We start from the raw sequence: 25,054 nt of genomic DNA on the forward strand, positions 1-25,054 counted from the left end.
GTATTTAATCTTTCCATCTTAAAACTATCCAATTTAACAAACAAGTCAACTATAATTTAAAAAGTATTTTTAAATTATATTAAGTATACAAATTAATTTCCACAATAAAAACCAAGAAACATTCATATATTAAATAATATAAAAAATAGCTTTATTCTTTCTAATTAATATTTTAGAAAATGGCTCTAAATTTTCAATATAGAGCTCCCTTGATAATATCTGATTTAAGGAGCTCTTCTTTCCCTTATAAGTAAACCATAAGCTGGAGGATTAGATAGATTATTTATATAGATGAAATAAAACCTTCAAAAAAACGCTCCAACATCTTTTCCTGATCGATTGCCCCATCGGAACTTAAAAGCTGTAAGATTGTGCCTTCAATCATGTATAAAAAAAGCTTGGCATTATTAAAAGAAGCATTGTTCTTAAGTATTCTAAGCTGACTATAAATTTCATTCTTTAGCCATGTTCGATACCTCACTGCGGTTTGATAGGCATTTGGATAATTATTTTTAGTTTCAAAAATGGCTTTAAATATTAAGTAATACGACTCTTCTACATCGGTATGTAAATAATAGAGCTTTTTGAGTTTTTCCATCACGCTTGTGTATTGGTCGTACTCGACCAGTGCAATGACTTGGTCTTGGAGTCGTTCTTTTTGTACGATTAGACAAATTTCAATGAAGCGTTGTTTAGAGTGAAAATAACTATAAAATGTCATTTTGTTCACTTTTGTTTCTTTCACAATTTTGTCAACACCGACAAGGTGGAACCCACCGTGATGAAACAGATTAATCCCTTTTTTTACAACTTTTAAAGCACGTGTTGAGAGAACTAAATTTCGCATAATTTTTCCGTTATAAGTTCTTGTTGTTTCTAAATGAGATAAAAAAGCCTGTGCCCTTTTTGGGAGAAAAAAAGGCACAGCAAAGCCGTAAAGACTGTGCTTGGCACATCTCAAGTTTTGTTGTTGCTAAGTTTTAAGTAAAAAAGACTTTAAGCCTGAAAACCTTGAGGCATTCAAGCTGCTTTAATTTTTAAGCTGTGTCGTTATAGCTTTTGGCATTGAGAGCCAAGAAATAATGGATGTGCAAAGCCAACTCCTTTTTATTGGGAGTTCTGCCGACATGAATAGAAATTATGGTGGCAGAACGGAAGAAGGTTCGCGGACTGGTACAACAACCAGCACACCCGAAGGTGTCCCTCTCCCGTCCTACCGCTACGGGAGGAGACGAGGAGATGCTCACACAAAATTATCCCTCAGAAAGGAATAATTCTGATGCTGTTGTACTCGGTCCGCGACGACCGGCTGGTAATGTGACCAGCAGGCAAAGAATAGTGCCCAACCCTTTTGCAGTCAAGCACGCAAAATGCCATTTGTTTTAAATTAAATCATTAGAAAAGTACGGCTAAATAATGAGTGGGTTATTGTTAAGTAGAGCGTTATAGAGGGAGAATTTTCTAGGCTTAATGCGGTGCTAATTTTGCGATATGAGCAGAAATTTAGAGATCTATTGCATCTTTATTAATTTCTTATTTCGATTCTTTTCCATTTTCTATTAATTGAAATGTTTTACTAACTTTTCTTTAAACCAATTTAAAAGAAATTTGAAATGACTTTTAAAGAAGCATCATAGCAATGGATTAGCTGCTAACTTAGATCTAACAATTTTTTAGGAAAAATATAATTATATTAACCTTATGCTTTGTCAGCATAAGGTTATCACTACTGTACCATTCTAATATTTTTAATATACTAAAACATCGATTGAGCTAAATACTACATAACATCAAAAGCAATTAATTCGCTCTTGTAAATCTTTACTAATTCCCTCTAATCCCGGGTAGATAAAACTATGTGTCACCCCAAAAAGAGCAAGTTCACGCTTTATTTCCATTCTAACTGAAAATGGGATGTGGTACTTTGTTATACGCCCCCATCTTAGCGGAATGTGTGGATTTTGCTGAATTGAAAAGAGTCCACCTTGTGAAGTAATTCGAGGGCTGACATGATTTGAAAAGAACAAACCATCACTAGCAAATGGATCACAAGTGTTAATGTCTAGAGGTGGATGTTTTACGCGCATAACATAAAATGCAGCATCTCCAAGAAAATCAGGCGTATCGATCTGCTCTTTCAATAACCAAGTATCATTTACAAATTCAAATACTGCAAAATATAGAGCAACGAGTGGATTTGTTGTCCAGTCTAAAAGACGAGTTGGTAATCCATAATGCTGCGCGAGAGCTAGCCAATCCCAATCATTTACTGGCGATGATTCAAGATATGGACGAGCAGCATTCTTGAAGCGTTTAAAAGCTTCACGTTCATTGATAATACTGACTGGATATCTTAAATCAAAATATATTTTCCCATTTTCATACTGCTGAGGTTTACTTGTTATTCGACCAATTTTAGGAATTAATGAATAATCACTACGCCGCTCACCACGGAAGTAATGCCCATCATCGAGAGATACATTCCTTAAAATATTATGAATATCCTCAAAAGAACTAATTTTTTCTTCATCTATCATTAAAATCACACCTCCCCAAAGTAACTTCTCTTATCATTAAGTTTTATGATAAATTAATCTCATCCTATTTTTCTAATAAAAGATATATCATTTTTAAAATATATTCTATTAATTATTCCATATCAGTAAATTATAAATATTAGGCTAAAATATGGCTAGTTTTATTTAAATTAAAACTAGCCATATTAATTTAAAATATTTAATAGAAAAAATTAAATTCTATTTTCTTCCCGTATCTAATGCAGCCTGTTCTATCCAATTAGGGAGATCCATTAACTATTTCCAAACAATTTAAGCAATATTTTTATTAACTTTATTTTCTTCCAACGCTTTTATTATTTTAATTAAGTTCTGCTCTGCATCTAACGCCCAAATAACTACATATCACAGCACAAGCCTGTAACAAGTAGATGTAAATAAAGCGACTCTATTATTCAAATCATCTGTTATCAGAACTTCATAATGCACGAATTTTTTACTACTTCCGACCTTGGTTGCCATTGCAAATAACACCTTATCTTTAGCACTGCTCCTATTTAGAGACATCTGATTACATGAACCAGATCAGATATCTCTGATAAGAGCTAATTTAATATACGCTCAAACCAACATCGACTGCTGAGCAGAGATACCCGCAATTGCGCCTTGCGATGATGCTGCGGTAACTGAAGACATGAGCGGATTAGCGAGATCACCAGCGGCATAGATACCAGGCATACTAGTTTCACGACGCTCATCAACTTTAATTGCTATACCGAAAGGTGTATCGACCGTTTCAAGACCTAATGGTTCGTGTAGGCCTGCGGACGGCTTAGTGTCTGGATGTGCGAATAGAATATCAACCATAACATTTTGGTGGTTATCGAGGCATACCGTTACACCACGCCCTTCGTTGTGGACAATTTCGGTAATCTGGCCTTCTACCACATTTACATTACGGCGTTCGAGATCTGCCAGAATATCAGCAGAAATCTCGTGACCATTGGTGAAGACCGTTAATGTACTCGTCCAATCATGATATAGACGTACATAATTGTGGGACTTTGGACCAGACCAAATGAGTCCCCAATGTTGTTCAGCAACTTCAAAACCGTCACAGTAAGGACAAGGCACGATAGAGGCGCCCCAATTTTCAGCAAAACCAGAAATATCAGGCATCTGGTCGACCACACCATAGCTTAAGATAAGACGACGTGCGCCCATAGTTTTGCCATCGCTCGTAAGGACCGAGAAGTTATCGATAGAACCTGAGATGCTTTCAGCCCGAGCATTGACTAGCTTAATCGTTGGATAGCGTTCTAACTGTCGACGTGCTTCAGCTAAGATTTCCAGCGGTGGCTTATGGTCATGTCCAAGCAAACCATGAGAATGACCAGCGAAGCGATTGCGCGGCAGGCCCGTATCAAGAACAGTAACCTTACGACGAGCACGGCCGAGTTGCAGTGCAGCGGCAAGACCAGCAAAACTGCCGCCTATAATGATGACGTCATCCATAGTGATAGGCTCCTAATTTAAATCAAGAAGTTAGGTAATGCCTGAGGTTCAATACCCTGCTCAGATATTTAGTTTTAACAGGCAATAAATACACTTCTGCATTGCAGAGAAAGTCACCCATCACTGTGCTAACCAACCGAACGTCATTGCGTTAGATATACTAGTAGAGATCTCGTTCTGAAGGATCTCGCTAAGATCTTATCAATTGATTGCACATTTAGGATACTTTATGGTATCGTAATTCAGTAATTAAGATACTGTCAAGGACTATAATTATTGTGAGCGAAAAAAAGAGAAGTCAACGCGGTCGGCCAGTAAATCAAGAATTAGCTAAAACGATAGTTGATACGGCATTTGAACTTTTTGTCGAATTGGGTTTTCAAGCAGCAACATTAGATAAAGTTGCCCAAAAAGCAAAGATATCGAAGCTTAGTATCTATCGGCACTTTGAGAACAAGGAAGCCCTTTTCAGTGCAGCAATATTGGCCCGATGCCAACAGTTTGCACCACAAAATCTTTTTGAAGGAATCCAAGGTTCGGCCGAAGAACAGCTTATGGCAGCAGGTTCATCTTTACTGCGTACATTATTAAGCTCGGATGTTCGCAGTGTCGAGGCTATGATCGTCGCCGACAAAACAAATCAAAAATCATTAAGTAAGCTTCATTACGATGCAGGCCCTACTCATGTCATCGCCCAAATCGAAGCTATGCTATGTCAGTTGCATACAAAAGAGCTTCTGAACGTGCCTAATCCTCATCAATCTGCACGAATGTTTGCCGCGCTTTTTAAAGGATCTGATTTATTAATGATTGCGCGTTTTGATGAAGCGAAAGCAATGGACGATAATGAAATCGAATCCTATTGTCGATCGTCTGTTGAAATGTTCATCGCTGCTCATGGTGGTAGCAACTAGACGAGTTAATAGACTTTGCTTTATCTTACGGCGCAAGTCTGTAACACGTAGATGTAAACAAAGCGACTTTATTATTCAAACCGTCTGTTATCAACACTTCATAATGCGCGAATTTTTTACTACTGCCGACCTTGGTTGCCGTTGCAAATAACACCCTATCTTTTGCACCGCTCATATAGCGAATATCAGCCTGTAGGCCAGTATATGGCGCATCCCCTGCATTACAAGCCATCGCAAAAGCGATATCGGCTAAAGAAAATATGACTCCACCATGCACACCACCCAAGGCATTCATGTGTTCGTCTTTTACATTAAGCTGACAACGCGCTTCATCAAAACTGCGATGCAGCACTTGAACACCCAATAGCTCTGCGAATTGATCAACCGCAGTGGTTTCCATTTTTTGCACAAACGTCTCCCTACTCGTGCGAGTATTCCTTAAATGTTATGAATCTATCTATATTGAAATCGACTGATTAAAAGCCGTTAAACACTATCTTGTTTAATCTGATAGTTTGAAGAACTAAAGTCCTTATAGGTCAAGCGGTCATCTGACTCTGAGGCTAAAGGCTGAACTTCTTGCATTGAATTTAAGCAGCGCTGTGCAAGTTCAATGTATTCTTGCGTGCCTCTGGTTTTCCATTTTTTTTCTTGTTCTGATAAATCACGTGCAACTTTTGCAGGACTACCCATTGCCAATACATTTGCCGGAATAATATCTTTGGTTTTCACCAAGCTATTTGCGCCAATAATAGTGTTTTCACCAATTTCGGCATAGTCCAAAATTACGCTGTTCATGCCGACCAAAACATTTTTTCCAATGCGACAACCATGTAAAGTTGTGCCATGCCCAACGTGCCCCATTTCCTCAACTAAAGTCACGCTTTGCGGAAAGCCATGTACGGTGCAGCTATCTTGTATATTGGCATTTTGCTTAATATGAATACGTCCAAAATCGGCACGCAATGAAGCAAATGGTCCTACATATACACCCGCTTCAATAATCACATCACCAATTAAAACAGCAGTTGGGTGTACAAAAGCCTCTGGGCTGACGACGGGAATAACACCGTCAATACTATAACAAGGCATGATTTAACCTCTCATTTGTCGCCACCAAACCTCCGAAACGGCGCCAATAATGTGCTGTGGCATTTGGCATTGGTCCTTCTGCTGTTGCGGCAACAGACAAGAAGTATTCATCCGCAGGTTCAAATACTTTTTTATAAATATTCATTGATAACGTTCGTGCACTAATCGCAGGCCAGTCAGTTGGCAACAATTCAAGCGGTAATGCAGGGTCTTTCAATAAAATCCGTCGATAGTAATGAATCAGCAAAGTTCGAATTTGAAAGGCCTGAACTGGTTCGAGTTGTTCGTTTTCCTGCATCAGCAACACGCCAATTTCCCTAAAAATATCGAGAAACTGTAAATATCTTTGGCGTAACTCATCGATTGGCCAGTTGGTTCTGAGCATACGCCCGATGGTATCGACCGAATTATTAAAGAGCTGCAATGTTTCGGCTTTAAACACCACCACTTGCTCACTCATATTTAAGTCGACCAACAAGCGTTGCAGTTCAATACGGTTACAACCCGGATAAGCCATTAAGTTTGTCGAAATATTGGCAAATCCTAACCATTCGAGTTCTTTCTTTAACAATGCTTTATTTTCGGTGTCGAGACTAGACATCAGAATAAGATCCCAATAATGGTCCCACTCTTTCATCTGGTCGTTATAAATACGTTGCTCGGCCTGCAAATAAGTCGAACGGCTCGAATCGGTAATTCGGTAAAAACTGGTTCTGCCGATTTTGTCTGAACATAACCAATCATTTTTAACTAAACGAAAAACAGAGGTTCTTACAGCGCGGTCATTAAAACCAAATAGCTCTAATAACTGAATCAGGCTTGCAAGACTAATGTTTCCACCCCGATGAAGTACTGAATCTCCAAAAATTGTCGAAATAAGCGAAGTTCCACTTAAGGTCTCATTCTTTACAACAGAATCAATTATTTGCTGTATTTTTGCACTCATACTCATGTCTTGGCGTTTAGTTTCAGGGTATAGATTCTATACCCTGAATGATCTTGATGTTAAGCAATCTGACGCATATCGATTACCCGCTTTGCCTTACCTTCCGAACGAGGTAAGGTCGCTTCTGTAACAACTTCTACAGTAACGCTAATCCCAATCATGGTTTTAATACGTTTCATCAACTCTTGAGCAAGTTGATTGGCCTGTATAGTACAGTTATGACACATCTCTGTACGAATATGCAAAGTATCCATATGGCCTTTTTTAGTCACCAAAATTTCATAATTTGGAACTAAATGCGGAACTTGCAAAATTTGCTCTTCAATTTGGGTCGGGAAAACGTTCACGCCACGAATAATCAGCATGTCATCACTACGGCCCACAATTTTATCCATTTTACGCATTGCCAGATTTTCACCCGGTAATAAACGGGTCAAATCACGAGTACGGTAACGAATAATCGGTAAGCCTTCTTTGGTAATGGTGGTAAAGACTAGCTCGCCAAGTTCGCCATCTTTGCAGACTTCACCTGTTTCAGGGTTAATAATTTCTGGGTAGAAATGATCTTCCCAAATGGTTAATCCCTCGCCCTCACCTAAGCACTGCATGGCAACACCCGGCCCCATTACCTCAGACAAACCATAAATATCGAGTGCTTTAATATTTAAGCGTTCTTCAATTTCACGGCGAAGTTCGTTGGTCCATGGCTCGGCACCAAAAATACCGACTTTTAAAGACGTATTACGTGCCGTACCAAATTGTTGCTCGAGCTTTTCAATAATGCTCACGCAATACGATGGCGTAACCATAATTGCAGTCGGTTTAAAGTCTTGAATAAGCTGAACTTGCTTTTCAGTTTGCCCGCCAGACATTGGAATAACCGTCGCACCTAAGCGCTCAGCGCCATAATGTGCGCCTAGACCACCTGTAAATAGTCCATAGCCATAAGCCACTTGAACCATATCTTTCGCGGTTAAACCTGCCATGCGTAAGCAACGCGCAACAATGTCTGACCAAGTATTAATATCTTTTTGGGTATAACCCACTACTGTCGGTTTACCCGTTGTGCCCGATGATGCATGTAAACGCACAATTTGCTCTTGCGGTACGGCAAACATGCCAAACGGATAGTTATCTCTTAAATCCTGTTTGGTGGTAAATGGAAACTTTGCCAGATCGTCTAAAGTCACGAAGTCATCAGGATGTACACCCGCTTCATCGAACTTTTTCTTATAGACCGGACTATTTTCATATACAAAAGTCAGGGTTTGTTTTAACCGTTTAGTTTGCAGCTCTCTAAGCTCTGCAAGTGTTAATTGCTCAACATTATCCATTGTAAGGCTGTCCATCGCCTCTCTCCTCATTATGTAATTTTAAAAACCGTCTGAATTAATTTAAGTTTTCCAAAATCAGTGCGACGCCTTGTCCAACACCCACACACATCGTGCAAAGTGCATAGCGTCCACCTCGTTTTTTTAGCTCACGTGTTGCCGTAATCACTAAACGTGTACCGCTCATACCTAACGGATGGCCTAACGCAATTGCACCGCCATTTGGGTTCACGCGTTCATCGTCATCTTTTAAACCAAGTTCACGCATACAAGCCAAAGATTGGGCCGCGAATGCTTCATTCAGCTCAATCACATCCATCTGATCTAGCGTTAAACCTGTTTGCTTTAAAATCTTCTGCACAGCAGGAACAGGACCTATACCCATATATTTGGGTTCAACACCCGCACTTGCAATGCCAATCACACGTGCTAAAGGCTTTAAACCATGTGTATCTGCAAATTCACGGTTGGTAATTAACACACACGCTGCGCCATCATTTACACCAGAGGCATTTCCGGCAGTCACCGAGCCACCTTCTTTTCTAAAAGGCGCTTTTAGTTTTGCGAGTGCTTCAAGTGTCGTTTCACGCGGATGCTCATCGCGGTTCACCACATTCACGTTTTTCTTACGGTCAACAATCTCGACAGGCAAAATCTCGTCGTTAAAGAAACCATTTTGCTGTGCAGCAGCCGTTTTTTGTTGGCTACGCAATGCAAACGCATCTTGGTCTTCACGGCTAATCTGGTATTTTTCAGCTACATTTTCGGCAGTTTCAGGCATGCTGTCGGTGCCGTATTGCGCTTTAAGTTGTTTATTTACAAAGCGCCAGCCAATGGTGGTGTCATAAATTTCAGGGGTACGGCTAAATGCTTCAGTTGGTTTAGCTTGTACAAATGGCGCACGGCTCATTGACTCAACACCACCTGCCAACACGAACTGCGCTTCGCCTGCTTTAATTGAGCGTGCCGCAAGTCCTACCGCATCTAAGCCAGAAGCACACAAGCGATTGACGGTCATCGCCGGTACTGTATCAGGTAAGCCTGCCAAGAGTGTTGCCATACGTGCAACGTTACGGTTGTCTTCACCTGCTTGGTTAGCGCATCCTAAAAACACTTCGTCTACCGTATTCCACGGTAGGTTCGGGTGTTTATCTTTTAAATATTTGATGGGCAATGCAGCTAAATCATCTGCACGTACTGCACTTAAGGCACCTGCATATCGTCCAATTGGGGTACGAATAAAATCGCAAATTAAAACGTCTTCCATGTTGACTCCTGATTATGCAAATTCGGTCATATCACGTGAATATTGAGTAGCAATGTTTTGAGTTTTCGCTACATATTGCTTGAGGTAGATACTCGCGCGATATTTTTCCTCTCCATACAGTGCATATAAGTTATTTAAGGTTTGGAGCACATAAGCACCGCCCATTTGTGTCAACCACTGGTAAGGACCCTTAGGATAATTCACTCCATATTTCATAGCATTATCAATATCTTCCAGACTCGCAACACCATGTAAACTTGCTTCGCAGGCTTCATTAATGAGTAAAGCGATGGTGCGCAAGGTTAACAGTGCCGGATGGTCTTTAATCCACATCACGCTTATACCAAACTGTGCAAAGTAAGCTTCAACTTTAGAGAGGTCACTTGCTTCACAAAGTTGGTTATGACTGAGTACTAAAGCCTCCGCCTGTTCAAAATCATGGTGCCAATCCATTAAAACCACTTTATGGCTTAGGTAATGAATATTGGCTGACTCACCTTGGCTTAAACGTAAGTCGATATCATCAATTTGAAGGATATTGTCGTCACTCGCAGATCCGCTTTTTAAACCTAAACGCGTTAAAAACGCAGGTAACTGAGACCAAGTCCCTTTTAGCTGAATATGGGCATCGACTGGTTTGGCAACCACAGCTTGAGGCTGAAATATCTCGTACTGATTTTTTTCGTTATAGCGATAAAAGCCCTGTTTTGACTTACGGCCCCAAGCTCCTGCATCGACTAATTCTTTTTGAATCAGGCTTGGGCGGTAGCGTGGTTCGTAAAAAAACTCTTGGTAAACGCTTTGCGTTACCGAAAAGTTAACATCTTGCCCAATGAGGTCAGTAAGTTCACACGGCCCCATCGCAAAACCGCCACATTGCTTTAAGGCATAGTCGAGTTGGTCGTAGCTGGTGACTTGTTCTTGCAGTGCTCTAAAGCCTTCTGCATAAAACGGACGAGCAATTCGGTTAACAATAAAACCAGGAGTCGACTTGGTGAGTACCGGAATTTTTTTCCAATTCAGCATCAAGTTTTTTAAAGCCAAACATAAGCTGTTTGGTGTTTTTAAGCCTTGTACAATTTCAACAAGTTTCATGACTGGCGCAGGGTTAAAGAAGTGTAAACCCACTACGCGCTCAGGGTGAGCAATACCCGCCGAAATTGCAGTCACTGAAATTGAAGATGTATTACTTGCAAAAATGGTTTGTGCACTACAAATTTCAGCAAGTTGCTTAAATAAAGACTGTTTAACTTCTTTTTTCTCAACAACCGCTTCAATAACCAAGTCAGCATCACGTAGTGCTTCAACTTGATTGACCACAGTTAAATGCGCTAAAGCTTCATCAGCTTGCTGTTGTGTAAACTTGCTCTTTTCAACCAGCTTTTTAAATGTCTGCTCTAAACCTTGAACGGCTTGTTGCGCTTTTTGAGCGTCCAGATCATATAAAACGGTCGAGTGCCCATTGACGATCGCTAACTGGGCAATGCCGATGCCCATGGTGCCAGAACCAATGACGGCAATTCGGGCACGAGATAAGTCTAAATCTGTCATGCTTAGCGCCCTTTAAAATTTGGTTCACGTTTATTCATAAAGGCTTGTACACCTTCACGATAATCTTCTGAACGACCCGCAATACGCTGTAAATCACGCTCTAACAGCATTTGCTCTTCAAAGTTGTTATTGCTTGATTGATGAATGGCTTTTTTAATGAGAGATAGACCAAAAGTAGGTTGTTTCGCTAAACGCTCCGCCAGTTCAGTCACTCTTGTTTTAAGCTCAGCGTCTTCTACGACATCCCAAATCATGCCCCATTCTTTTGCGGTTTCTGCTGGGAGCTTGTCACCTAACAACGTCAGACCCATCGCACGCGCATGGCCTACAGCACGTGGTAAAAACCATGTACCAGCCGAGTCTGGAACCAAACCTAAACGGCAAAAGGCTTGTACGAAGTTTGCCGATTTTGCTGCAATCACTAAGTCACACGCCAATGCAATATTTGCCCCTGCACCTGCTGCCACGCCATTTACAGCACAAATGACAGGCTTTGGCATATTTACAATCGTTTTAATGAGCGGGTTATAGTAAGTTTCAATGGAATATCCTAAATCTGGAGCTTCAGCATTTGGGTCTACTACACGGTCCCCTAAATCTTGCCCTGCACAAAAGCCACGGCCTTCACCACTAATCACCACACAACGAACATCCGGATTTTTGGTCCACTGGTTTAAAACCTCAGCCACTTCACGATGCATATCAACGTTAAAGCTATTCAGTGCTTTTGGGCGGTTAAATGTCAGGTAGCCAACACCATTTTTTTCTTCAGCAATAATATTTTGATAGTCCATCACTCACCTCTAAACACTGGCTTTCTTTTCTCAAAGAAAGCATTAATCCCTTCGTTTCGATCTTTTGTAGCCGCCAGCCAGACAAAGTTTTGACGTTCAAACTTGAGTCCCTGACTTAATGTTGTTTCATGAATACTTTTAATTGATTGTTTAATTACGCGAATCGCTAAAGGCGCTTGTTTGGCAATTTTGGCTGCAAGTTGAACCGCATATTCAACGGTTAATTCGGTCGGAACCACTTGACTGCAAATGCCATGTTGCTCGGCTTGTTTTGCCGAAATCATCTCACCTGTCATACTCCAGCGCATGGTAAGTTGTTGCCCAACCAAGCGTGCTAAACGCTGTGTTCCGCCTGCACCCGGCAACATACCAAGGCCAATTTCAGGTAAAGCAAAACGGGCATTTTCACCGCAAATCACCATATCTGAATGCAAAACCAACTCAAACCCAGCGCCTAAGGCATAGCCATTGACTGCACTAATCAGTGGCTTACTAAACGCATCAATTTTTTGCCAAAGCTTCGGGCGAATATCGAGTTGCAAAGACACGGCGTCCATTGCTGCCAACTCGCTAAGATCTGCTCCAGCTGCAAAACACTGAGCGTTACCCGTTAAAACTACTGCTTTGACTTGAGCATTATGTTCAGCTTCTTCGAGCAACTCGCACAAACACTGCAATGTTGTATTGTTTAAAGCATTTCTTTTTTCTGGACGGTTTAGGGTTAATAACAAAACACCGTCAGCAGCTGTACTGGCTTTGATCAACTCTTGCATGGCGGCCTCTATTCATCAAAACTCAAGCGAACATTTGAGCCTTTTGGCAAGGTCTGACAGCTCAGCACATAGCCCTTTTCAACTTCATCTTCTTCAAGACTATAGTTAAGGAACATGTCGACTTCGCCTGAAAGCACCTTACAGCGACAGGTCGCACACACCCCACCTTTACATGCATACGGTAAGTCAGCACCTGCACGTAAAGCCGCATCAAGAATACTTTCATCATCTTGAGCCACAGAAACAATCAGTTCACGGCCATCTAAAATAATGTTTACTTTTTCTTCTTTACGGTTTGCATCCGTTTCAACACTACGTTTACGCGCTTGGCCTGTATGGAAACGTTCGGTGTGAATGCGCTCTTTGGCAATACCAAAGTTCGGCAAAGTGCTTTCTACAGCATTCATCATTTCGTCTGGACCACAGGCAAATACATGGTCAAAACTCGTTTCAAGCACTTCAAAATCAAAAAGCTGTTTTAGCTTTTCTTCATCAATACGACCATTCATCAGCTCACTATCGTTGAACTCACGAGAAAAAATATTGATGAGTTGAAAGCGTTCTTTAAACTGATCTTTCAAATCCATAATTTGCTCGGCAAACATGGTTTGTTTCCATGAGCGGTTGCCATAGAGCAAGGTAAATTTAGCTTCAGGTTGTTCAAATAAAACTTGCTTAACAATCGATAAAATTGGGGTAATACCACTGCCCGCAGCAACGCCTAAATAGTTTTGTCCGCCCATCTTGGCTGCTTTTTGAAAAAACACGCCTTGTGGTGGCATCACGTCAAGCACATCGCCCACTTTCAAATGGTCATTTGCCCAGTTTGAAAATTGACCCTGATCAATTTTTTTAACCGCAATACTGATGTCTTCTTTGCCCGCATAGCTACAAATTGAATAACAACGGCGGATTTCACCCGCTTCGGTTAAATGGCGAATGGTTAGATGTTGCCCCGGTTGAAAATGAAATTGTTCTTGTTGTTCAGGTACAACGTCAAATGCAATACAAATTGCCTGATCGGTTTGCGGCGTAATACTTTTTACTTTTAATGGTACAAATTGGCTCATGGCTGATTTCCTTATCTAAAGACTTAAATACATTTGAAGTAATCAAAAGGCTCAAGACAGTCCTGACATTTATAAAGTGCTTTACAGGCGGTAGAACTAAACTCTGTTAACAGTCGGGTATGTCGGCTTTTGCAACGTGGGCACTCGACACCATCATTTAAATGAACGTGAGTTCCACACTGATGCGCCAACCCTTCAGGTGGTGCAATGCCATAAACTTGCAGTTTCTTTTTACCCGCATCAGACATCCAGTCCGTGGTCCATGCTTCTGACAAATCGACCATGACTTTGACCGGTGTCAAAGCTTCTGCGGTAAATGCCTCAACAATTTGTGCTTTGAGCATATCTGTTGCCGGGCAACCGCTATATGTCGGAGTTAGACGAACAATAATTTCTTGTTGATCGTTAATCTCTACACCGCGAATCATGCCCAAATCGACAACCGATAAAACCGGAATTTCAGGGTCACTTACCGTTTGTAGAACGTCCCAACATTGGTCGATGCAATGACGAATCATTTGCATGGCTCACCTCCTTGTCTTACCAGGTCATTCCCGGATAAGTTCTTTGAATACATTGCATTTCAGCCAACAAATAACCCAAATGCTCGGTATGCAATCCTTGTTTGGCACCACGGCGATAAGCACCGTTCACAGCAACATTTAATTCAAAACGCTTAAGCTCATCTGCAATGGTTTGGTTCCATTGTTCTTTTTCATTTGAAAAATCTGGAATCACACCTTCTGCAACTAGTGCTTTTTCATCTGCATTAAGTTCAAATAACTCAGCGGTAAAGCGCCATAAATTATTTAAACCGTCTTGCACACGTTGATGTGCTTCATCTGTGCTTAAACTTAAACGTTCCATCCAGCTTGTCGAAAAGCGGATGTGATACTTCACTTCTTTTAAAGATTTCACAGCAAGCGCGCTTAATTCAGGAAGTGAGCTTTGCGCTAAAGCCGTAAATAAATGAAGATGGTAATGGTCCATCAACCACTGGCGTACAATCGTTTGTGCAAAGTCACCATTGGGTTGTTCGCACAACAAGAGGTTTAAAAACTCACGTTCTGTACGGAAATACGCAAGTTGGTCTTCATCACGCTTAGCTTCATCATATTGACCAGCTAAAGTCAGAAAGTTTCTTGCTTGACCTAACAAGTCCAGACCGATATTGGCTAAAGCAATATCAATTTCAAGCTCAGGTGCATGCCCGCACCATTCAGCCAAGCGCTGAGATAAAACCAGTTGACTATCGCCAATATGTAATAAGAATTTAGATAAAACTGAATGATTCATGTGTCATCTCCCTTACATATGCTCAATGCCGTCTGGGATATGGTAAAAAGTCGGATGACGATAAACCTTGTCTAGAGAAGGATCGAAAAATTCTGCTTTTTCATCTGGCTGTGATGACTTAATCAGTTCAGAACGAACCACCCAAATGCTAATTCCTTCATTGCGGCGTGTATAAACATCACGAGCATGTTGCAATGCGATTTCATCATCAGGTGCTCTTAAGCTGCCAACATGACGGTGGCTTAAGCCTTGTTTACTACGTACAAATACTTCGTAGAGCGACCAGTTGTTTTTATCTTCCATTTTGATTTCCTCAAATTTTTCCATAAATCTTGTTAAGCCACTTTGTTCGCTTCAAGCTGCTGTTTTTTCGCGTAGACCACTGCTGCATCACGAACCCATTTGCCGTTTTCCCATGCTTTACGGCGTGCTTCGATACGCTCGTGATTACATGGTCCACGTCCGGCAATTACTTCATTAAATTCGTGCCAGTCAATCTCGCCAAACTCATAGTGGCCTGTTTCTTCGTTGAACTTTAAATCTGGGTCCGGTACTTCCAAGCCAAGTTGCAACACTTGCGGTACGGTGTTATCGACAAACTTTTGACGTAATTCATCGTTACTAAAGCGTTTGATTTTCCACGCCATGCTTTGTGCGCTGTTTGGAGAGTGCTCATCACTTGGACCAAACATCATCAGTGCTGGCCACCAGTAGCGATTTACCGCATCTTGTGCCATCTGTTTTTGTTCCGGTGTACCGTTTGCCAAAGCCATCATGGCTTCAAAACCTTGGCGTTGGTGGAAACTTTCTTCTTTACAAATACGTACCATCGCACGTGCATATGGCCCATATGAAGTACGGCAAAGCGCAACTTGGTTCACAATGGCTGCCCCATCGACAAGCCAACCAATTGCAGCGACATCTGCCCAAGTCAAAGTTGGATAGTTAAAGATTGATGAGTATTTCATTTTCCCATTAATCAACTTTTCCATCATGTCGTCACGGTCAGCACCTAAAGTTTCTGCCGCACTGTACAAATACAAACCATGACCCGCTTCATCTTGTACTTTCGCGAGCAAAACCGCTTTACGTTTTAAAGTCGGCGCACGCGTAATCCAGTTTCCTTCAGGCAACATACCTACAATTTCAGAATGCCCATGTTGCCCGATTTGACGAATCAATGTTTTGCGGTAGGCATCAGGCATTTGATCCTTAGCCTCGATCGTAATTTCATTGGCAATATTTTGTTCAAATTTCTGGTAGTTGTTTTCCATTCTTTCATTCCCTGTAGGTATCACCCTTGAATCTATTTTTCGATACACTAAAAACAAAGTCAATCACTTTTTTAGTATCAAATTAAATCACCAACGGTAAAACACATCAAATTATTGAAATTATTAAACTTAAACCAATTGTAAAAAACCTTTTTACTTTTATAAATCAAAATAAAGTTGACTTTTAGACAAATTAATCTGAAATTATGAATCATATTTTCACAATTTTTATAATTGATGTATCACATAAAAAAGGAGTTTGGTCATGCTTGAACAAGCACACCTAGAAGGAACCTCAACTGACACAGATTTTCAGCAATCTGGGCATCAACTGCCTCATCTTGCTTCTTATGTCTATGGAACATGGCATTCGTCTGACGAAGAACTACGCCCTGTTTACCATGCCATTACAGGTGAATCGATTTATGCCGTAAGTAGTCATGGCATTGATATGAAACGTGTTGTTCAATATGCCAAACAAAATGGTTCAGAACTGGCTAACTGGACGTTTCACCAACGTGCCAATGCGTTAAAACAAATTGCCCAACATTTACTTGAGCATAAGGAAGACTTCTACAAACTTGCTTATGCAACGGGTGCGACTCGTAAAGATGCATGGATTGATATTGAAGGTGGGATCCAGACATTATTTGCTTATTCAAGTCTGGTTCGCCGTGAACTCAATGATGAAAAAATTATTACTGAAGACAGCTGGATTCAATTATCTAAAAATGGAACTTTTGGTGCTAAACACATTTTAAGTCCTAAAGCGGGTGTTGCCGTTCACATCAACGCATTTAACTTCCCAATTTGGGGAATGCTTGAAAAGATTGCACCGACTCTACTTGCAGGCGTGCCATGTATTGTGAAACCAGCAACCGATGGTGCTCAATTAACTCAAGCAGTTGTAAAAGCCATTGAAGAAACACATGTCTTACCAAAAGGCGCACTACAACTCATTTGCGGTCAGACCTATGATCTGTTAGAACAGTTAGGTCCACAAGACTGTGTCACGTTTACGGGTTCTGCTTACACAGGTCAAAAACTACGTAACCACCCTCACCTCAATAAATATTCGATTCCATTTAGTATGGAAGCTGACTCGGTAAACAGTGCAATTTTAAGCCCTGAAGCAAATGAAGAAACTGTCGATTTATTTGTGCGTGAAGTCTTCCGTGAAATGACCACAAAAGCAGGTCAAAAATGTACTGCAATTCGTCGTGCATTTGTTCCTGAAAATTTGTTAGCAAAAGTGCAAGAAAAGCTAACTGCCAAACTTGCTAAAGTTGTGGTGGGCGACCCTCAAAAAGAAGAAACCACCATGGGTGCTTTAGCGAGCATAAAACAAAAACATGACGTTGCAGAAAAAGTTGCCGAACTCAGCAAAGATGCAAAAATTGTTTTTGGTGGCAACGATAGCTTTACATTTAATGCAGATCATCCTGAAAAAGGTGCTTTTTTCGCTCCAACTTTATTGGTGTGCGAACAGCCTTTACAAGCAACGAATGTTCATACCACAGAAGCGTTCGGTCCGGTATGTACGCTCATGCCATATCAAAACATTGAAGAACTAGCTGATCTTGTGTCACGTGGTGAAGGTAGCCTAGTGGCTTCTGTCGTTAAAAATAACGATGAGAATATTGAGCAGATTATTCAAAAAATTGCGCCTTGGCATGGCCGTGTGCATGTACTCGATGCAGAGTCTGCAAAAGAAAGTACAGGTCATGGTTCACCACTTCCACATTTAGTACACGGCGGCCCTGGCCGTGCAGGTGGCGGTGAAGAGTTAGGTGGTATTCGTGCCGTTAAACATTATATGCAGCGTACTGCAATTCAAGGCTCTCCAAATAGCCTGACGCAAATTACCCACTCATGGACTGCTGGCTCAAAAGTTAATGAGGACCGTGTACATCCATTTAAAAAGTCTTTTGATGAGTTAATGATTGGTGAACGCCTATTAACAGCACGCCGTACAGTCACCGAAGCAGATATTGTCAATTTTGCTTGTTTAAGCGGTGACTACTTCTACGCACATACTGACAAAATCGCAGCGGCCGAGTCTTTCTTTGGAGAGCGTGTGGCACACGGTTACTTCATTGTGTCTGCTGCAGCAGGTCTATTTGTAGATGCAGCACAAGGTCCTGTGATTGCCAACTACGGTATGGACAATTTACGTTTTGTTGAACCGGTTAAAATCGGTGACTCGATTCAGGTTGAACTGACCTGTAAGCAAAAAACACCTAAACCACAAAAAGACCCGTCTCAACCTGCGCATGGCGTTGTGGTATGGGATATTAAAGTCAAAAACCAACGCGGGGAACTTGTTGCAACTTACGACATTTTAACCTTAGTTGCTCGTGAGGCTTAATGTTTAAAAAGAGATGGGGTCACCTCGGCCCCATCTCTTTTTTTAGCACTCAATTGCGTTAACAGCGAGACCACCTTTTGAAGTCTCTTTATATTTCTCAGACATATCTTTACCTGTTTCCTTCATAGTCTGAATGACTTTATCTAGTGTGACAAAGTGTTCATCGTCATCATGAAGAGCCATTTGGGCTGCATTAATGGCTTTTACGGCTGCAATTGCATTTCGTTCAATACAAGGCACCTGAACCAAACCACCAATCGGGTCACATGTTAAACCCAAGTTATGTTCAAGCCCAATTTCAGCCGCATGTTCCACCTGTTCAGGCGATGCTCCTAAAATCTCGGCTAACCCTGCCGAAGCCATTGCACATGCTGAGCCGACTTCGCCCTGACACCCTACCTCTGCACCAGAAATAGAAGCATTAAGTTTACATAAAATGCCGACGGCTGCCGCACTTAGAAAAAAGCGAACTACTTTGTCTTCGGAAAAGTCTTTAGAAAAAGTTACGTAGTAATATAAAACTGCCGGAATAATCCCTGCGGCCCCATTTGTGGGTGCCGTCACCACTCGACCGCCAGCAGCATTTTCTTCATTTACCGCTAAGGCAAATAAATTGACCCATTCCATCGCATGGAAAGTCGTCACAATCAGGTTTGAGTTTTTCTTATTTAATAACTTGTCGTGAATTTTTTTAGCCCGACGTTTTACGTTTAATCCGCCCGGTAATATTCCTTCATTAATTAATCCATTGTGAATACATTGCTGCATCACTTTCCAGATTTCCATAATCTTGCTGCGAATCTCAGTTTCACTACGCCAGCTTTTTTCATTTTCAAGCATTAACTCACTCACCGATAAATGATGAGTCTTACATAAGCTTAAAAGTTCAGCCGCACTGTGAAATGGATATGGAACTTTAACGTCGTTGGTTTCAGTTTGGGTGTGTGCTAATTGTCTTTGGCTAACAATAAAGCCACCACCAACCGAATAGTAAGTTTCTGCATATAAAATTTCTTGAGCCTCATTATAGGCAATTAACTCCATTGCATTGGGGTGATAAGGCAAAGATTCATCTAAAAAAAGCACATCATGCTTATAGTCAAAAGAAATAGTCTTTTGCTGATTAAGCTGGATGGATTTATTTTCAAGAACATCTTCAATCAAGCTTGTACTTACTTGGGTATCGATATGTTCAGGGTCAAAACCCATTAAACCTAACAGAACCGCCTTGTCTGTCGCATGACCGACACCAGTTGCCGACAGCGAACCATATAAATTCACCTGAACTTTAACCGTTGCTTGTAAATCGTTTTGCTTCAATAAATCATCCACAAAACTGTATGCCGCTCGCATGGGTCCAACTGTATGGGAGCTAGATGGACCGATGCCAATTTTAAAAAGATCAAATACACTAATAAACACTGGGTCCTACCTTAGATTCATTATTATTCGTATGTTCGTCATTATTGTGTCCTTGCGGATAGCTCTAAAATTATCATTAAGCCAAGCACAAATCACGAATAACTCTTGGGTAGTCGCACAAAAAGACAACGGTTGAACAATGGCCCTAAGCTCATGAGTCCATAGTCATAAATTTTAAGACTTCTATTTTTTAGTAGATGTTTAAAATGATTCTTAAATTAATTTAGTACATCAGCTCGTATAAATAACAAACAGAAAATATTAGCCATTAGTCGCACATCCCTATTTCTGCTCATTTTTACTGGTAAAGTGCTTTACATGGTTTGATACAACCTACTTAACTCAGATGCATAATTCACCTGTTCTTGCATCTGAAGTTTTTCTGCCTCTAGTCCGCTAGGGGCTTTTTTTTTGTGTAAGTGAAATAAAATAATAAAAGCCCATCTTTTGACAGGCTTTCTTGTTCGGTCTTAAATCAATTTTTAATTAAAAAATTAACCACAGTTCGCGTTGGTAATTTTTTTAGTCGATGGATCAATGGTAACAGTGACACGGTTTGTACGATAATCCATTGTCATTGGCTGACCTGGAGCGACTCTACGTACAATTTCTGACTTGGTTTTTTGTTTGATTTGGTCATCAGTTAAGCCAGACTGACCAACTAATTTTTGAGCTTCTTCAGCTACACAGTTAGCTTGGTTATCGCGGAATAATTTCCACTCTTCGACCACTTGACCATTTGGCAAATGACAATACCCAACCTGACCATTTGCTTCATTTCTAATTTCTAATTTTCCACCTTGCTCAACACAATATTTGCTTGCTGGATTTGGTGAACCAATTTTTGGTGGAGTTGACTCTTTATGTTGTACTGCTGAGCAAGCCGTTAACGAAACAAGCGCTAATCCAAGAAAGATAGTTTTTTTCATAAATTTTACTTCTTACTAAAAAAGCTAAAGATATCAAAAAAACTCATGTTTTATATGCGTTGTTTACAATAAAAAACCTTCATAGAGAGTAACTTACAAAATAATGAATTATTCCAAGCGGTAAATTATGATGAACAAGATCAAGCAACAGATGTATGAGCTACGACCTTTCTAAAATACGTGCTCCAACGCCTTCTTGTCCCAATACATCATCTGGGTTTCTTAAAGGACATTGTTCTAATGACAAGCATCCACAGCCAATACACCAATCCATCTCATCTCGCAGCCGCGTAAGCTTTTGAATACGATCATCCAAATTTTTCCGCCAGTCGAGAGATAACTCTTTCCATTGCTGCGCAGTTAATTTAGATCCCATTGGGTACTTGCTTAAAGCTTGTTTAATTTCCTCTAATGGAATACCAACCTTTTGCGCAATTTTAATGATCGCAATATAACGCAGCACAACTAAAGTAAAACGACGTTGGTTACCATTGGTTCTTATACTTTTAATTAAACCTTTGGATTCATAAAAATGAAGCGTTGAAACTGCAACACCACTACGTTTTGCAACCTCACCTACAGTCAACAAACGGCTTTGATTCGTTTCAGTCATTTCTATTAACCATAACTTTTGTTGAGGTTTTATAAAAGGATGCTTAAACTTTGTCAAATGAAGAGCTAAATTTAACAATTCAACAGCTCACACTATTTATAGAAATTTTAAACAATGAGAAGAATTAAAAATATGATCCCACAAAATGTATAAAAAATAATCAAACCACTTAAATTAATACTGCATTTCAGATTTCATAAACAAAATACTAGGGTCTAGTTTCACAGCCACAAATCCAAAACATATTGTAAACAAACGGCATGGGCGCACCAAGTGGATAGACTTTAGCCTCTTCTATTTTATATGTCTTTTTTCTTGATTCGATATGTAAAATATTATCGCAGCGCGCGATCACTGTTCCTTTTTTATATAGTTTTTTTCTTTCATTTTTTGCGTCGAATTTATACACCAAAAAGTAAACTTTTTCCCCTACCTCTATCTTTGAATGATTAACCATAATGTAACCATTACAATACTTACATTGCCAATCGTCCATATCTTAAAATATCACATACTCAAATTAAAAAAGTAGAATAACTGTTTTAGTATAAATTTAATAAAAATATAAATCTAAAAAAATATTTAAATTTAAAAAATAATACTTATTTGTGACATCTATCACACTAATCCAAGATCAAAATATAAAAAATAAATATATAAAAGACAAATAGTTACAAAACCATAAAACCATCACCCTTTTCTATCTAATTGAGCTTTTTGACACATCAAATTAACTTTTATAATATTGCATAAATATAATGTGTTTATTATTTCATAAAATAAAAATATAGATTAATTTATATCTGAGTTAATATAATAAAATTAATAATTAAATATTTTCATCTTAAATTGAAAAAAATTCATTTCAATATTGATTTAAACAACTTAAAATACATAAAAATATATCTTAATTTTCTATGATGACTACTCAAAGACAAAAACTTGAACTGCCATTAGGACATAATAAATTATTACTCCATTCATGTTGTGCTCCCTGCTCTGGAGAAGTAATGGAGGCATTAATTGAGTCCAATATAAACTTTTCTATATTCTTTTATAATCCCAATATCCATCCAGTGAAAGAATATCTCATTCGCAAAGAGGAAAATATCCGCTTTGCTGAAAAACATAATATTCCATTTATTGATGCAGATTACGACACAGACAATTGGTTTGCCCGTGCGAAAGGTATGGAAAATGAACCTGAACGTGGTATTCGCTGTACCATGTGTTTTGATATGCGTTTTGAACGTACTGCTTTATATGCTTATGAACATGGGTTTAGTTTAATCAGTAGTTCTTTAGGAATTTCACGATGGAAAAATATGGCTCAAATCAACGATTGCGGGATTCGTGCTGCTGCACACTATCCTGAAATCCAGTACTGGGACTATAACTGGCGTAAAAATGGTGGCTCTAGCCGTATGATCGAAATTAGTAAACGTGAAGAATTTTATCAGCAAGAATATTGTGGTTGTGTATATTCTTTACGTGATACAAATCGCTGGCGCATGAGTAATGGCCGAGATCGAATTAAACTTGGTGTTAAATTTTATAGTAATGCTATGGAAGAAGATTAAAAAATCCCTATAGCTATTTAAAAATAAATATTTAATTATATTTATTTCGTTTTCTAATTTTTTAACCTTAAATAAAAAGAGCCACATCTGGAGAATGTGGCTAAAAGGTGTACTTAGACGAGCTTTGATGTTTTTAGAATAATTAAGCTAGCTTAAAATAATATTAATAAATTTTTAAATTTAAAATATTTTTTAACTTTAATTAATTTTCATAAAACTATTAAATTCCACTAAATATTTTACACGATACATTAAAAATAAAATTAGCCTATATTGCATATATAAGACTGAAAAATTTAACTATTTACTTTTTGAGGCTAAAAGCGAGTTTCTTAATATTTTCTATAATTTCCTCAGGTTGATGGGCAGCATAGCCTAACAAAACAGCAGCTTTTTTCGGCGCAAGTTGACAATATCGAGCCAAAGGCTGAATCGCTAAATCCAAAGCCGAACAATGAGCAATAAACTTTTGCTCAGTCCATGCGCCTTTTAACCAGCATATAAGATGAATGCCTGAGTCTGTGGGCTGAACATCAAGTATGTCTGAAAGGTGCTCATTAATCGCTTTAATTAATACCTGCTGACGCTCATAGCATGCTTTGCGCACTTTACGCACATGCCTAGCATAGTGACCTTGTTCTATAAATAGAGCTAAAGCAACCTGTTCTAAGTATGAATTTCGCACGTCTGTATAGTATTTAGCAGCACTAAAGGTTTCGATTAATGCTTCAGGTACCACCATGAACCCTAAGCGAAATTCAGGAAACATCATCTTGGTAAAAGTACCAGAGTAAATAACACGTTGCTGTTGATCTAAGCCTTGTAGAGCTTGGATAGGGTGAGTGCCATAGCGAAATTCACTATTATAATCATCTTCAAAAATCCATTTTTCCTCTTTGTTCGCCCAATCTAATAAAGCAAAACGGCGAGCCAAACTCAAAGTTCCACCTAAAGGAAACTGATGCGAAGGTGCGGTATAAACAAGTTTGCTTTTTAAATAATGATTAGTAATGTGTGCGATTTGCATGCCCTCTTCATCACTCTCGATTAAATTGACCTGAGCTCCAAAACTTCGAAAAATATTAAAGGCTGCATCATATCCCGGCTCATCTAGGCACACTTCATCATTTGCTTGAAGTAACGCATAGGCAGTCAAATGAATAGCCTGCTGAGTCCCGTTTACAATAATGATTTGCTGTTCATTACAGTTCAGCCCTCGGGTTGACCGAACATATTCGCAAATCGCCTGACGCAGTGGTAAATAACCACGCGGGTCGTGAAACTGACCTAGTTGATAATAAGATTGTCGCCAAGCTTGAGTTAATAGTTTTCCCCAAAGCTGATGAGGGAATAAATCTACGCAGCCTACCCCTACATGGAACATTTTTTTCTTTTGGCTTGACCATGACTGCTCTCGCCATGAAGCCAATAATGCTTCTATATTCGGATTTATATTTAAGGCATGAGGTTTACTTGTAGTCGCTTTTTTGGGACTTTCTTGGATATGTATGAGTTGATCTGGTACAACTTCAGCAACGTAAGTCCCTGAACTCGGTTTAGTAAATAAATATCCTTCATCGAGCAAACGTTCAAGAGCCGCCAATACGGAATTTCGTGAAATCGACATCATCTCTGCTAAAGCACGGCTTGAGGGTAATTTTGTTCCAGCGGTGAGTCTTCCATCTAAAATAGCATCACGTAAAGCTGAATATAGCCCATCTTTAATCTGGCCTTTTGGCAAAATCAAATGAGGAAAAGGCGCAGAAATTGGAACAGCCATAACAAAACTGGTACTGTAAAAAA

At 39.7% G+C, this 25,054-nt stretch carries 24 protein-coding genes and 1 pseudogene; 3 read left to right on the top strand and 22 right to left on the bottom strand.

Features of this window, described 5'->3' with window-relative positions:
* Positions 1–283: 283 nt before the first annotated feature.
* The 4 genes and pseudogenes from ACG59Z_RS09945 to ACG59Z_RS09960 form a co-directional block, all read right to left on the bottom strand.
* Positions 284–847, bottom strand: a complete 564-nt coding sequence (locus ACG59Z_RS09945; protein ID WP_400199085.1) for a TetR/AcrR family transcriptional regulator — start codon at positions 845–847, stop codon at positions 284–286.
* 943 nt (positions 848–1,790) lie between these two features.
* Positions 1,791–2,537, bottom strand: a complete 747-nt coding sequence (locus ACG59Z_RS09950; protein WP_400199087.1) for an FRG domain-containing protein — start codon at positions 2,535–2,537, stop codon at positions 1,791–1,793.
* 384 nt (positions 2,538–2,921) lie between these two features.
* A pseudogene (locus tag ACG59Z_RS09955) lies at positions 2,922–3,068 on the bottom strand (phenylacetic acid degradation protein); the annotation flags it as partial.
* Between the two features lie 69 nt (positions 3,069–3,137).
* Positions 3,138–4,031: an NAD(P)/FAD-dependent oxidoreductase gene (locus ACG59Z_RS09960; protein WP_400199089.1), complete on the bottom strand. Its 894-nt coding sequence runs from the start codon at positions 4,029–4,031 to the stop codon at positions 3,138–3,140.
* Between the two features lie 278 nt (positions 4,032–4,309).
* On the opposite strand from ACG59Z_RS09960, the gene ACG59Z_RS09965 reads away from it, so the two are divergent.
* On the top strand, positions 4,310–4,945 hold the full coding sequence (locus ACG59Z_RS09965) for a TetR/AcrR family transcriptional regulator (protein ID WP_400199091.1): 636 nt from the start codon (positions 4,310–4,312) through the stop codon (positions 4,943–4,945).
* A gap of 25 nt (positions 4,946–4,970) precedes the next feature.
* Here the strand turns inward: ACG59Z_RS09965 and ACG59Z_RS09970 are convergent, their stop codons facing one another.
* The 13 genes from ACG59Z_RS09970 to paaA form a co-directional block, all read right to left on the bottom strand.
* Positions 4,971–5,354, bottom strand: coding sequence for a PaaI family thioesterase (locus ACG59Z_RS09970; RefSeq protein WP_111854833.1), 384 nt, complete (start codon positions 5,352–5,354; stop codon positions 4,971–4,973).
* A 77-nt stretch (positions 5,355–5,431) separates the two neighbouring features.
* Positions 5,432–6,037, bottom strand: a complete 606-nt coding sequence (locus ACG59Z_RS09975) for a gamma carbonic anhydrase family protein (RefSeq protein WP_400199094.1) — start codon at positions 6,035–6,037, stop codon at positions 5,432–5,434.
* The gene (paaX, locus tag ACG59Z_RS09980; RefSeq protein ID WP_000062822.1) at positions 6,024–6,989 is read right to left on the bottom strand and encodes a phenylacetic acid degradation operon negative regulatory protein PaaX; all 966 of its coding nucleotides are present in this window, start codon (positions 6,987–6,989) and stop codon (positions 6,024–6,026) included. Before paaX ends, ACG59Z_RS09975 begins: the two co-directional genes overlap by 14 nt.
* 53 nt (positions 6,990–7,042) lie before the next feature.
* Entirely contained in the window at positions 7,043–8,332 is a 1,290-nt protein-coding gene (gene paaK, locus ACG59Z_RS09985) for a phenylacetate--CoA ligase PaaK (protein ID WP_000377856.1), read from the bottom strand.
* 40 nt (positions 8,333–8,372) lie between these two features.
* Entirely contained in the window at positions 8,373–9,581 is a 1,209-nt protein-coding gene (gene pcaF / locus ACG59Z_RS09990) for a 3-oxoadipyl-CoA thiolase (RefSeq protein ID WP_049836278.1), read from the bottom strand.
* Between the two features lie 12 nt (positions 9,582–9,593).
* Complete coding sequence (locus tag ACG59Z_RS09995; RefSeq protein WP_400199098.1) at positions 9,594–11,132, bottom strand: 3-hydroxyacyl-CoA dehydrogenase; 1,539 nt, start codon at positions 11,130–11,132, stop codon at positions 9,594–9,596.
* 2 nt (positions 11,133–11,134) lie between these two features.
* Entirely contained in the window at positions 11,135–11,926 is a 792-nt protein-coding gene (gene paaG, locus ACG59Z_RS10000; RefSeq protein ID WP_400199100.1) for a 2-(1,2-epoxy-1,2-dihydrophenyl)acetyl-CoA isomerase PaaG, read from the bottom strand.
* Positions 11,926–12,699: an enoyl-CoA hydratase-related protein gene (locus ACG59Z_RS10005; protein WP_400199101.1), complete on the bottom strand. Its 774-nt coding sequence runs from the start codon at positions 12,697–12,699 to the stop codon at positions 11,926–11,928. Before ACG59Z_RS10005 ends, paaG begins: the two co-directional genes overlap by 1 nt.
* Positions 12,700–12,707: 8 nt before the next feature.
* Positions 12,708–13,769, bottom strand: a complete 1,062-nt coding sequence (gene paaE / locus ACG59Z_RS10010; RefSeq protein WP_400199103.1) for a 1,2-phenylacetyl-CoA epoxidase subunit PaaE — start codon at positions 13,767–13,769, stop codon at positions 12,708–12,710.
* Positions 13,770–13,792: 23 nt separating this feature from the next.
* Positions 13,793–14,293 carry a 1,2-phenylacetyl-CoA epoxidase subunit PaaD gene (paaD, locus tag ACG59Z_RS10015; protein ID WP_001177936.1) on the bottom strand — a complete coding sequence of 167 codons (501 nt, stop codon included), beginning with the start codon at positions 14,291–14,293 and terminating at the stop codon, positions 13,793–13,795.
* Between the two features lie 16 nt (positions 14,294–14,309).
* A complete protein-coding gene (gene paaC / locus ACG59Z_RS10020; RefSeq protein WP_272265942.1) occupies positions 14,310–15,065 on the bottom strand; it encodes a 1,2-phenylacetyl-CoA epoxidase subunit PaaC in 756 nt (251 codons plus the stop codon).
* Between the two features lie 12 nt (positions 15,066–15,077).
* Positions 15,078–15,368 (bottom strand): 1,2-phenylacetyl-CoA epoxidase subunit PaaB, encoded by a 291-nt coding sequence (gene paaB / locus ACG59Z_RS10025; protein WP_000389648.1) that lies wholly within the window; start codon positions 15,366–15,368, stop codon positions 15,078–15,080.
* 32 nt (positions 15,369–15,400) lie between these two features.
* Positions 15,401–16,339, bottom strand: a complete 939-nt coding sequence (paaA, locus tag ACG59Z_RS10030; protein WP_004887791.1) for a 1,2-phenylacetyl-CoA epoxidase subunit PaaA — start codon at positions 16,337–16,339, stop codon at positions 15,401–15,403.
* 265 nt (positions 16,340–16,604) lie between these two features.
* Between paaA and paaZ the strand changes: the two genes are divergently transcribed.
* Positions 16,605–18,707, top strand: coding sequence for a phenylacetic acid degradation bifunctional protein PaaZ (paaZ, locus tag ACG59Z_RS10035; protein WP_400199106.1), 2,103 nt, complete (start codon positions 16,605–16,607; stop codon positions 18,705–18,707).
* Positions 18,708–18,749: 42 nt separating this feature from the next.
* Here paaZ and ACG59Z_RS10040 read toward each other — a convergent pair whose 3' ends face one another.
* The 4 genes from ACG59Z_RS10040 to ACG59Z_RS10055 all read right to left on the bottom strand — a co-directional run bounded on the left by ACG59Z_RS10040 (position 18,750) and on the right by ACG59Z_RS10055 (position 22,167).
* Positions 18,750–20,129, bottom strand: coding sequence for an L-serine ammonia-lyase (locus ACG59Z_RS10040; protein WP_400199107.1), 1,380 nt, complete (start codon positions 20,127–20,129; stop codon positions 18,750–18,752).
* Between the two features lie 494 nt (positions 20,130–20,623).
* On the bottom strand, positions 20,624–21,058 hold the full coding sequence (locus tag ACG59Z_RS10045; protein ID WP_400199108.1) for an I78 family peptidase inhibitor: 435 nt from the start codon (positions 21,056–21,058) through the stop codon (positions 20,624–20,626).
* 160 nt (positions 21,059–21,218) lie between these two features.
* Entirely contained in the window at positions 21,219–21,671 is a 453-nt protein-coding gene (gene soxR / locus ACG59Z_RS10050) for a redox-sensitive transcriptional activator SoxR (protein ID WP_263613421.1), read from the bottom strand.
* Between the two features lie 208 nt (positions 21,672–21,879).
* Positions 21,880–22,167 carry a hypothetical protein gene (locus ACG59Z_RS10055; protein ID WP_263613420.1) on the bottom strand — a complete coding sequence of 96 codons (288 nt, stop codon included), beginning with the start codon at positions 22,165–22,167 and terminating at the stop codon, positions 21,880–21,882.
* A 424-nt stretch (positions 22,168–22,591) separates the two neighbouring features.
* Here ACG59Z_RS10055 and ACG59Z_RS10060 point away from each other — a divergent pair, with 424 nt between their 5' ends.
* Positions 22,592–23,251 (top strand): epoxyqueuosine reductase QueH, encoded by a 660-nt coding sequence (locus tag ACG59Z_RS10060; protein ID WP_263614959.1) that lies wholly within the window; start codon positions 22,592–22,594, stop codon positions 23,249–23,251.
* A 304-nt stretch (positions 23,252–23,555) separates the two neighbouring features.
* On the opposite strand, the gene ACG59Z_RS10065 is transcribed toward ACG59Z_RS10060, so the two are convergent.
* Positions 23,556–25,031, bottom strand: coding sequence for a PLP-dependent aminotransferase family protein (locus ACG59Z_RS10065; protein WP_400199109.1), 1,476 nt, complete (start codon positions 25,029–25,031; stop codon positions 23,556–23,558).
* Positions 25,032–25,054: the final 23 nt, after the last annotated feature.

Origin of the sequence: Acinetobacter sp. ABJ_C1_1 (assembly GCF_044684115.1) — a bacterium.
In the GTDB taxonomy this organism is placed as follows: Bacteria; Pseudomonadota; Gammaproteobacteria; order Pseudomonadales; family Moraxellaceae; genus Acinetobacter; species Acinetobacter nosocomialis_A.

Coding starts and splice junctions, on each gene's coding strand:
- ACG59Z_RS09945 (WP_400199085.1), bottom strand. CDS start 847: ATGCGAAATTTAGTTCTCTCAACACGTGCTTTAAAAGTTGTAAAAAAA.
- ACG59Z_RS09950 (WP_400199087.1), bottom strand. CDS start 2,537: ATGATAGATGAAGAAAAAATTAGTTCTTTTGAGGATATTCATAATATT.
- ACG59Z_RS09960 (WP_400199089.1), bottom strand. CDS start 4,031: ATGGATGACGTCATCATTATAGGCGGCAGTTTTGCTGGTCTTGCCGCT.
- ACG59Z_RS09975 (WP_400199094.1), bottom strand. CDS start 6,037: ATGCCTTGTTATAGTATTGACGGTGTTATTCCCGTCGTCAGCCCAGAG.
- paaX (WP_000062822.1), bottom strand. CDS start 6,989: ATGAGTATGAGTGCAAAAATACAGCAAATAATTGATTCTGTTGTAAAG.
- paaK (WP_000377856.1), bottom strand. CDS start 8,332: ATGGACAGCCTTACAATGGATAATGTTGAGCAATTAACACTTGCAGAG.
- pcaF (WP_049836278.1), bottom strand. CDS start 9,581: ATGGAAGACGTTTTAATTTGCGATTTTATTCGTACCCCAATTGGACGA.
- ACG59Z_RS09995 (WP_400199098.1), bottom strand. CDS start 11,132: ATGACAGATTTAGACTTATCTCGTGCCCGAATTGCCGTCATTGGTTCT.
- paaG (WP_400199100.1), bottom strand. CDS start 11,926: ATGGACTATCAAAATATTATTGCTGAAGAAAAAAATGGTGTTGGCTAC.
- ACG59Z_RS10005 (WP_400199101.1), bottom strand. CDS start 12,699: ATGCAAGAGTTGATCAAAGCCAGTACAGCTGCTGACGGTGTTTTGTTA.
- paaE (WP_400199103.1), bottom strand. CDS start 13,769: ATGAGCCAATTTGTACCATTAAAAGTAAAAAGTATTACGCCGCAAACC.
- paaD (WP_001177936.1), bottom strand. CDS start 14,293: ATGCAAATGATTCGTCATTGCATCGACCAATGTTGGGACGTTCTACAA.
- paaC (WP_272265942.1), bottom strand. CDS start 15,065: ATGAATCATTCAGTTTTATCTAAATTCTTATTACATATTGGCGATAGT.
- paaB (WP_000389648.1), bottom strand. CDS start 15,368: ATGGAAGATAAAAACAACTGGTCGCTCTACGAAGTATTTGTACGTAGT.
- paaA (WP_004887791.1), bottom strand. CDS start 16,339: ATGGAAAACAACTACCAGAAATTTGAACAAAATATTGCCAATGAAATT.
- paaZ (WP_400199106.1), top strand. CDS start 16,605: ATGCTTGAACAAGCACACCTAGAAGGAACCTCAACTGACACAGATTTT.
- ACG59Z_RS10045 (WP_400199108.1), bottom strand. CDS start 21,058: ATGAAAAAAACTATCTTTCTTGGATTAGCGCTTGTTTCGTTAACGGCT.
- soxR (WP_263613421.1), bottom strand. CDS start 21,671: ATGACTGAAACGAATCAAAGCCGTTTGTTGACTGTAGGTGAGGTTGCA.
- ACG59Z_RS10055 (WP_263613420.1), bottom strand. CDS start 22,167: ATGGACGATTGGCAATGTAAGTATTGTAATGGTTACATTATGGTTAAT.
- ACG59Z_RS10060 (WP_263614959.1), top strand. CDS start 22,592: ATGACTACTCAAAGACAAAAACTTGAACTGCCATTAGGACATAATAAA.
- ACG59Z_RS10065 (WP_400199109.1), bottom strand. CDS start 25,031: ATGGCTGTTCCAATTTCTGCGCCTTTTCCTCATTTGATTTTGCCAAAA.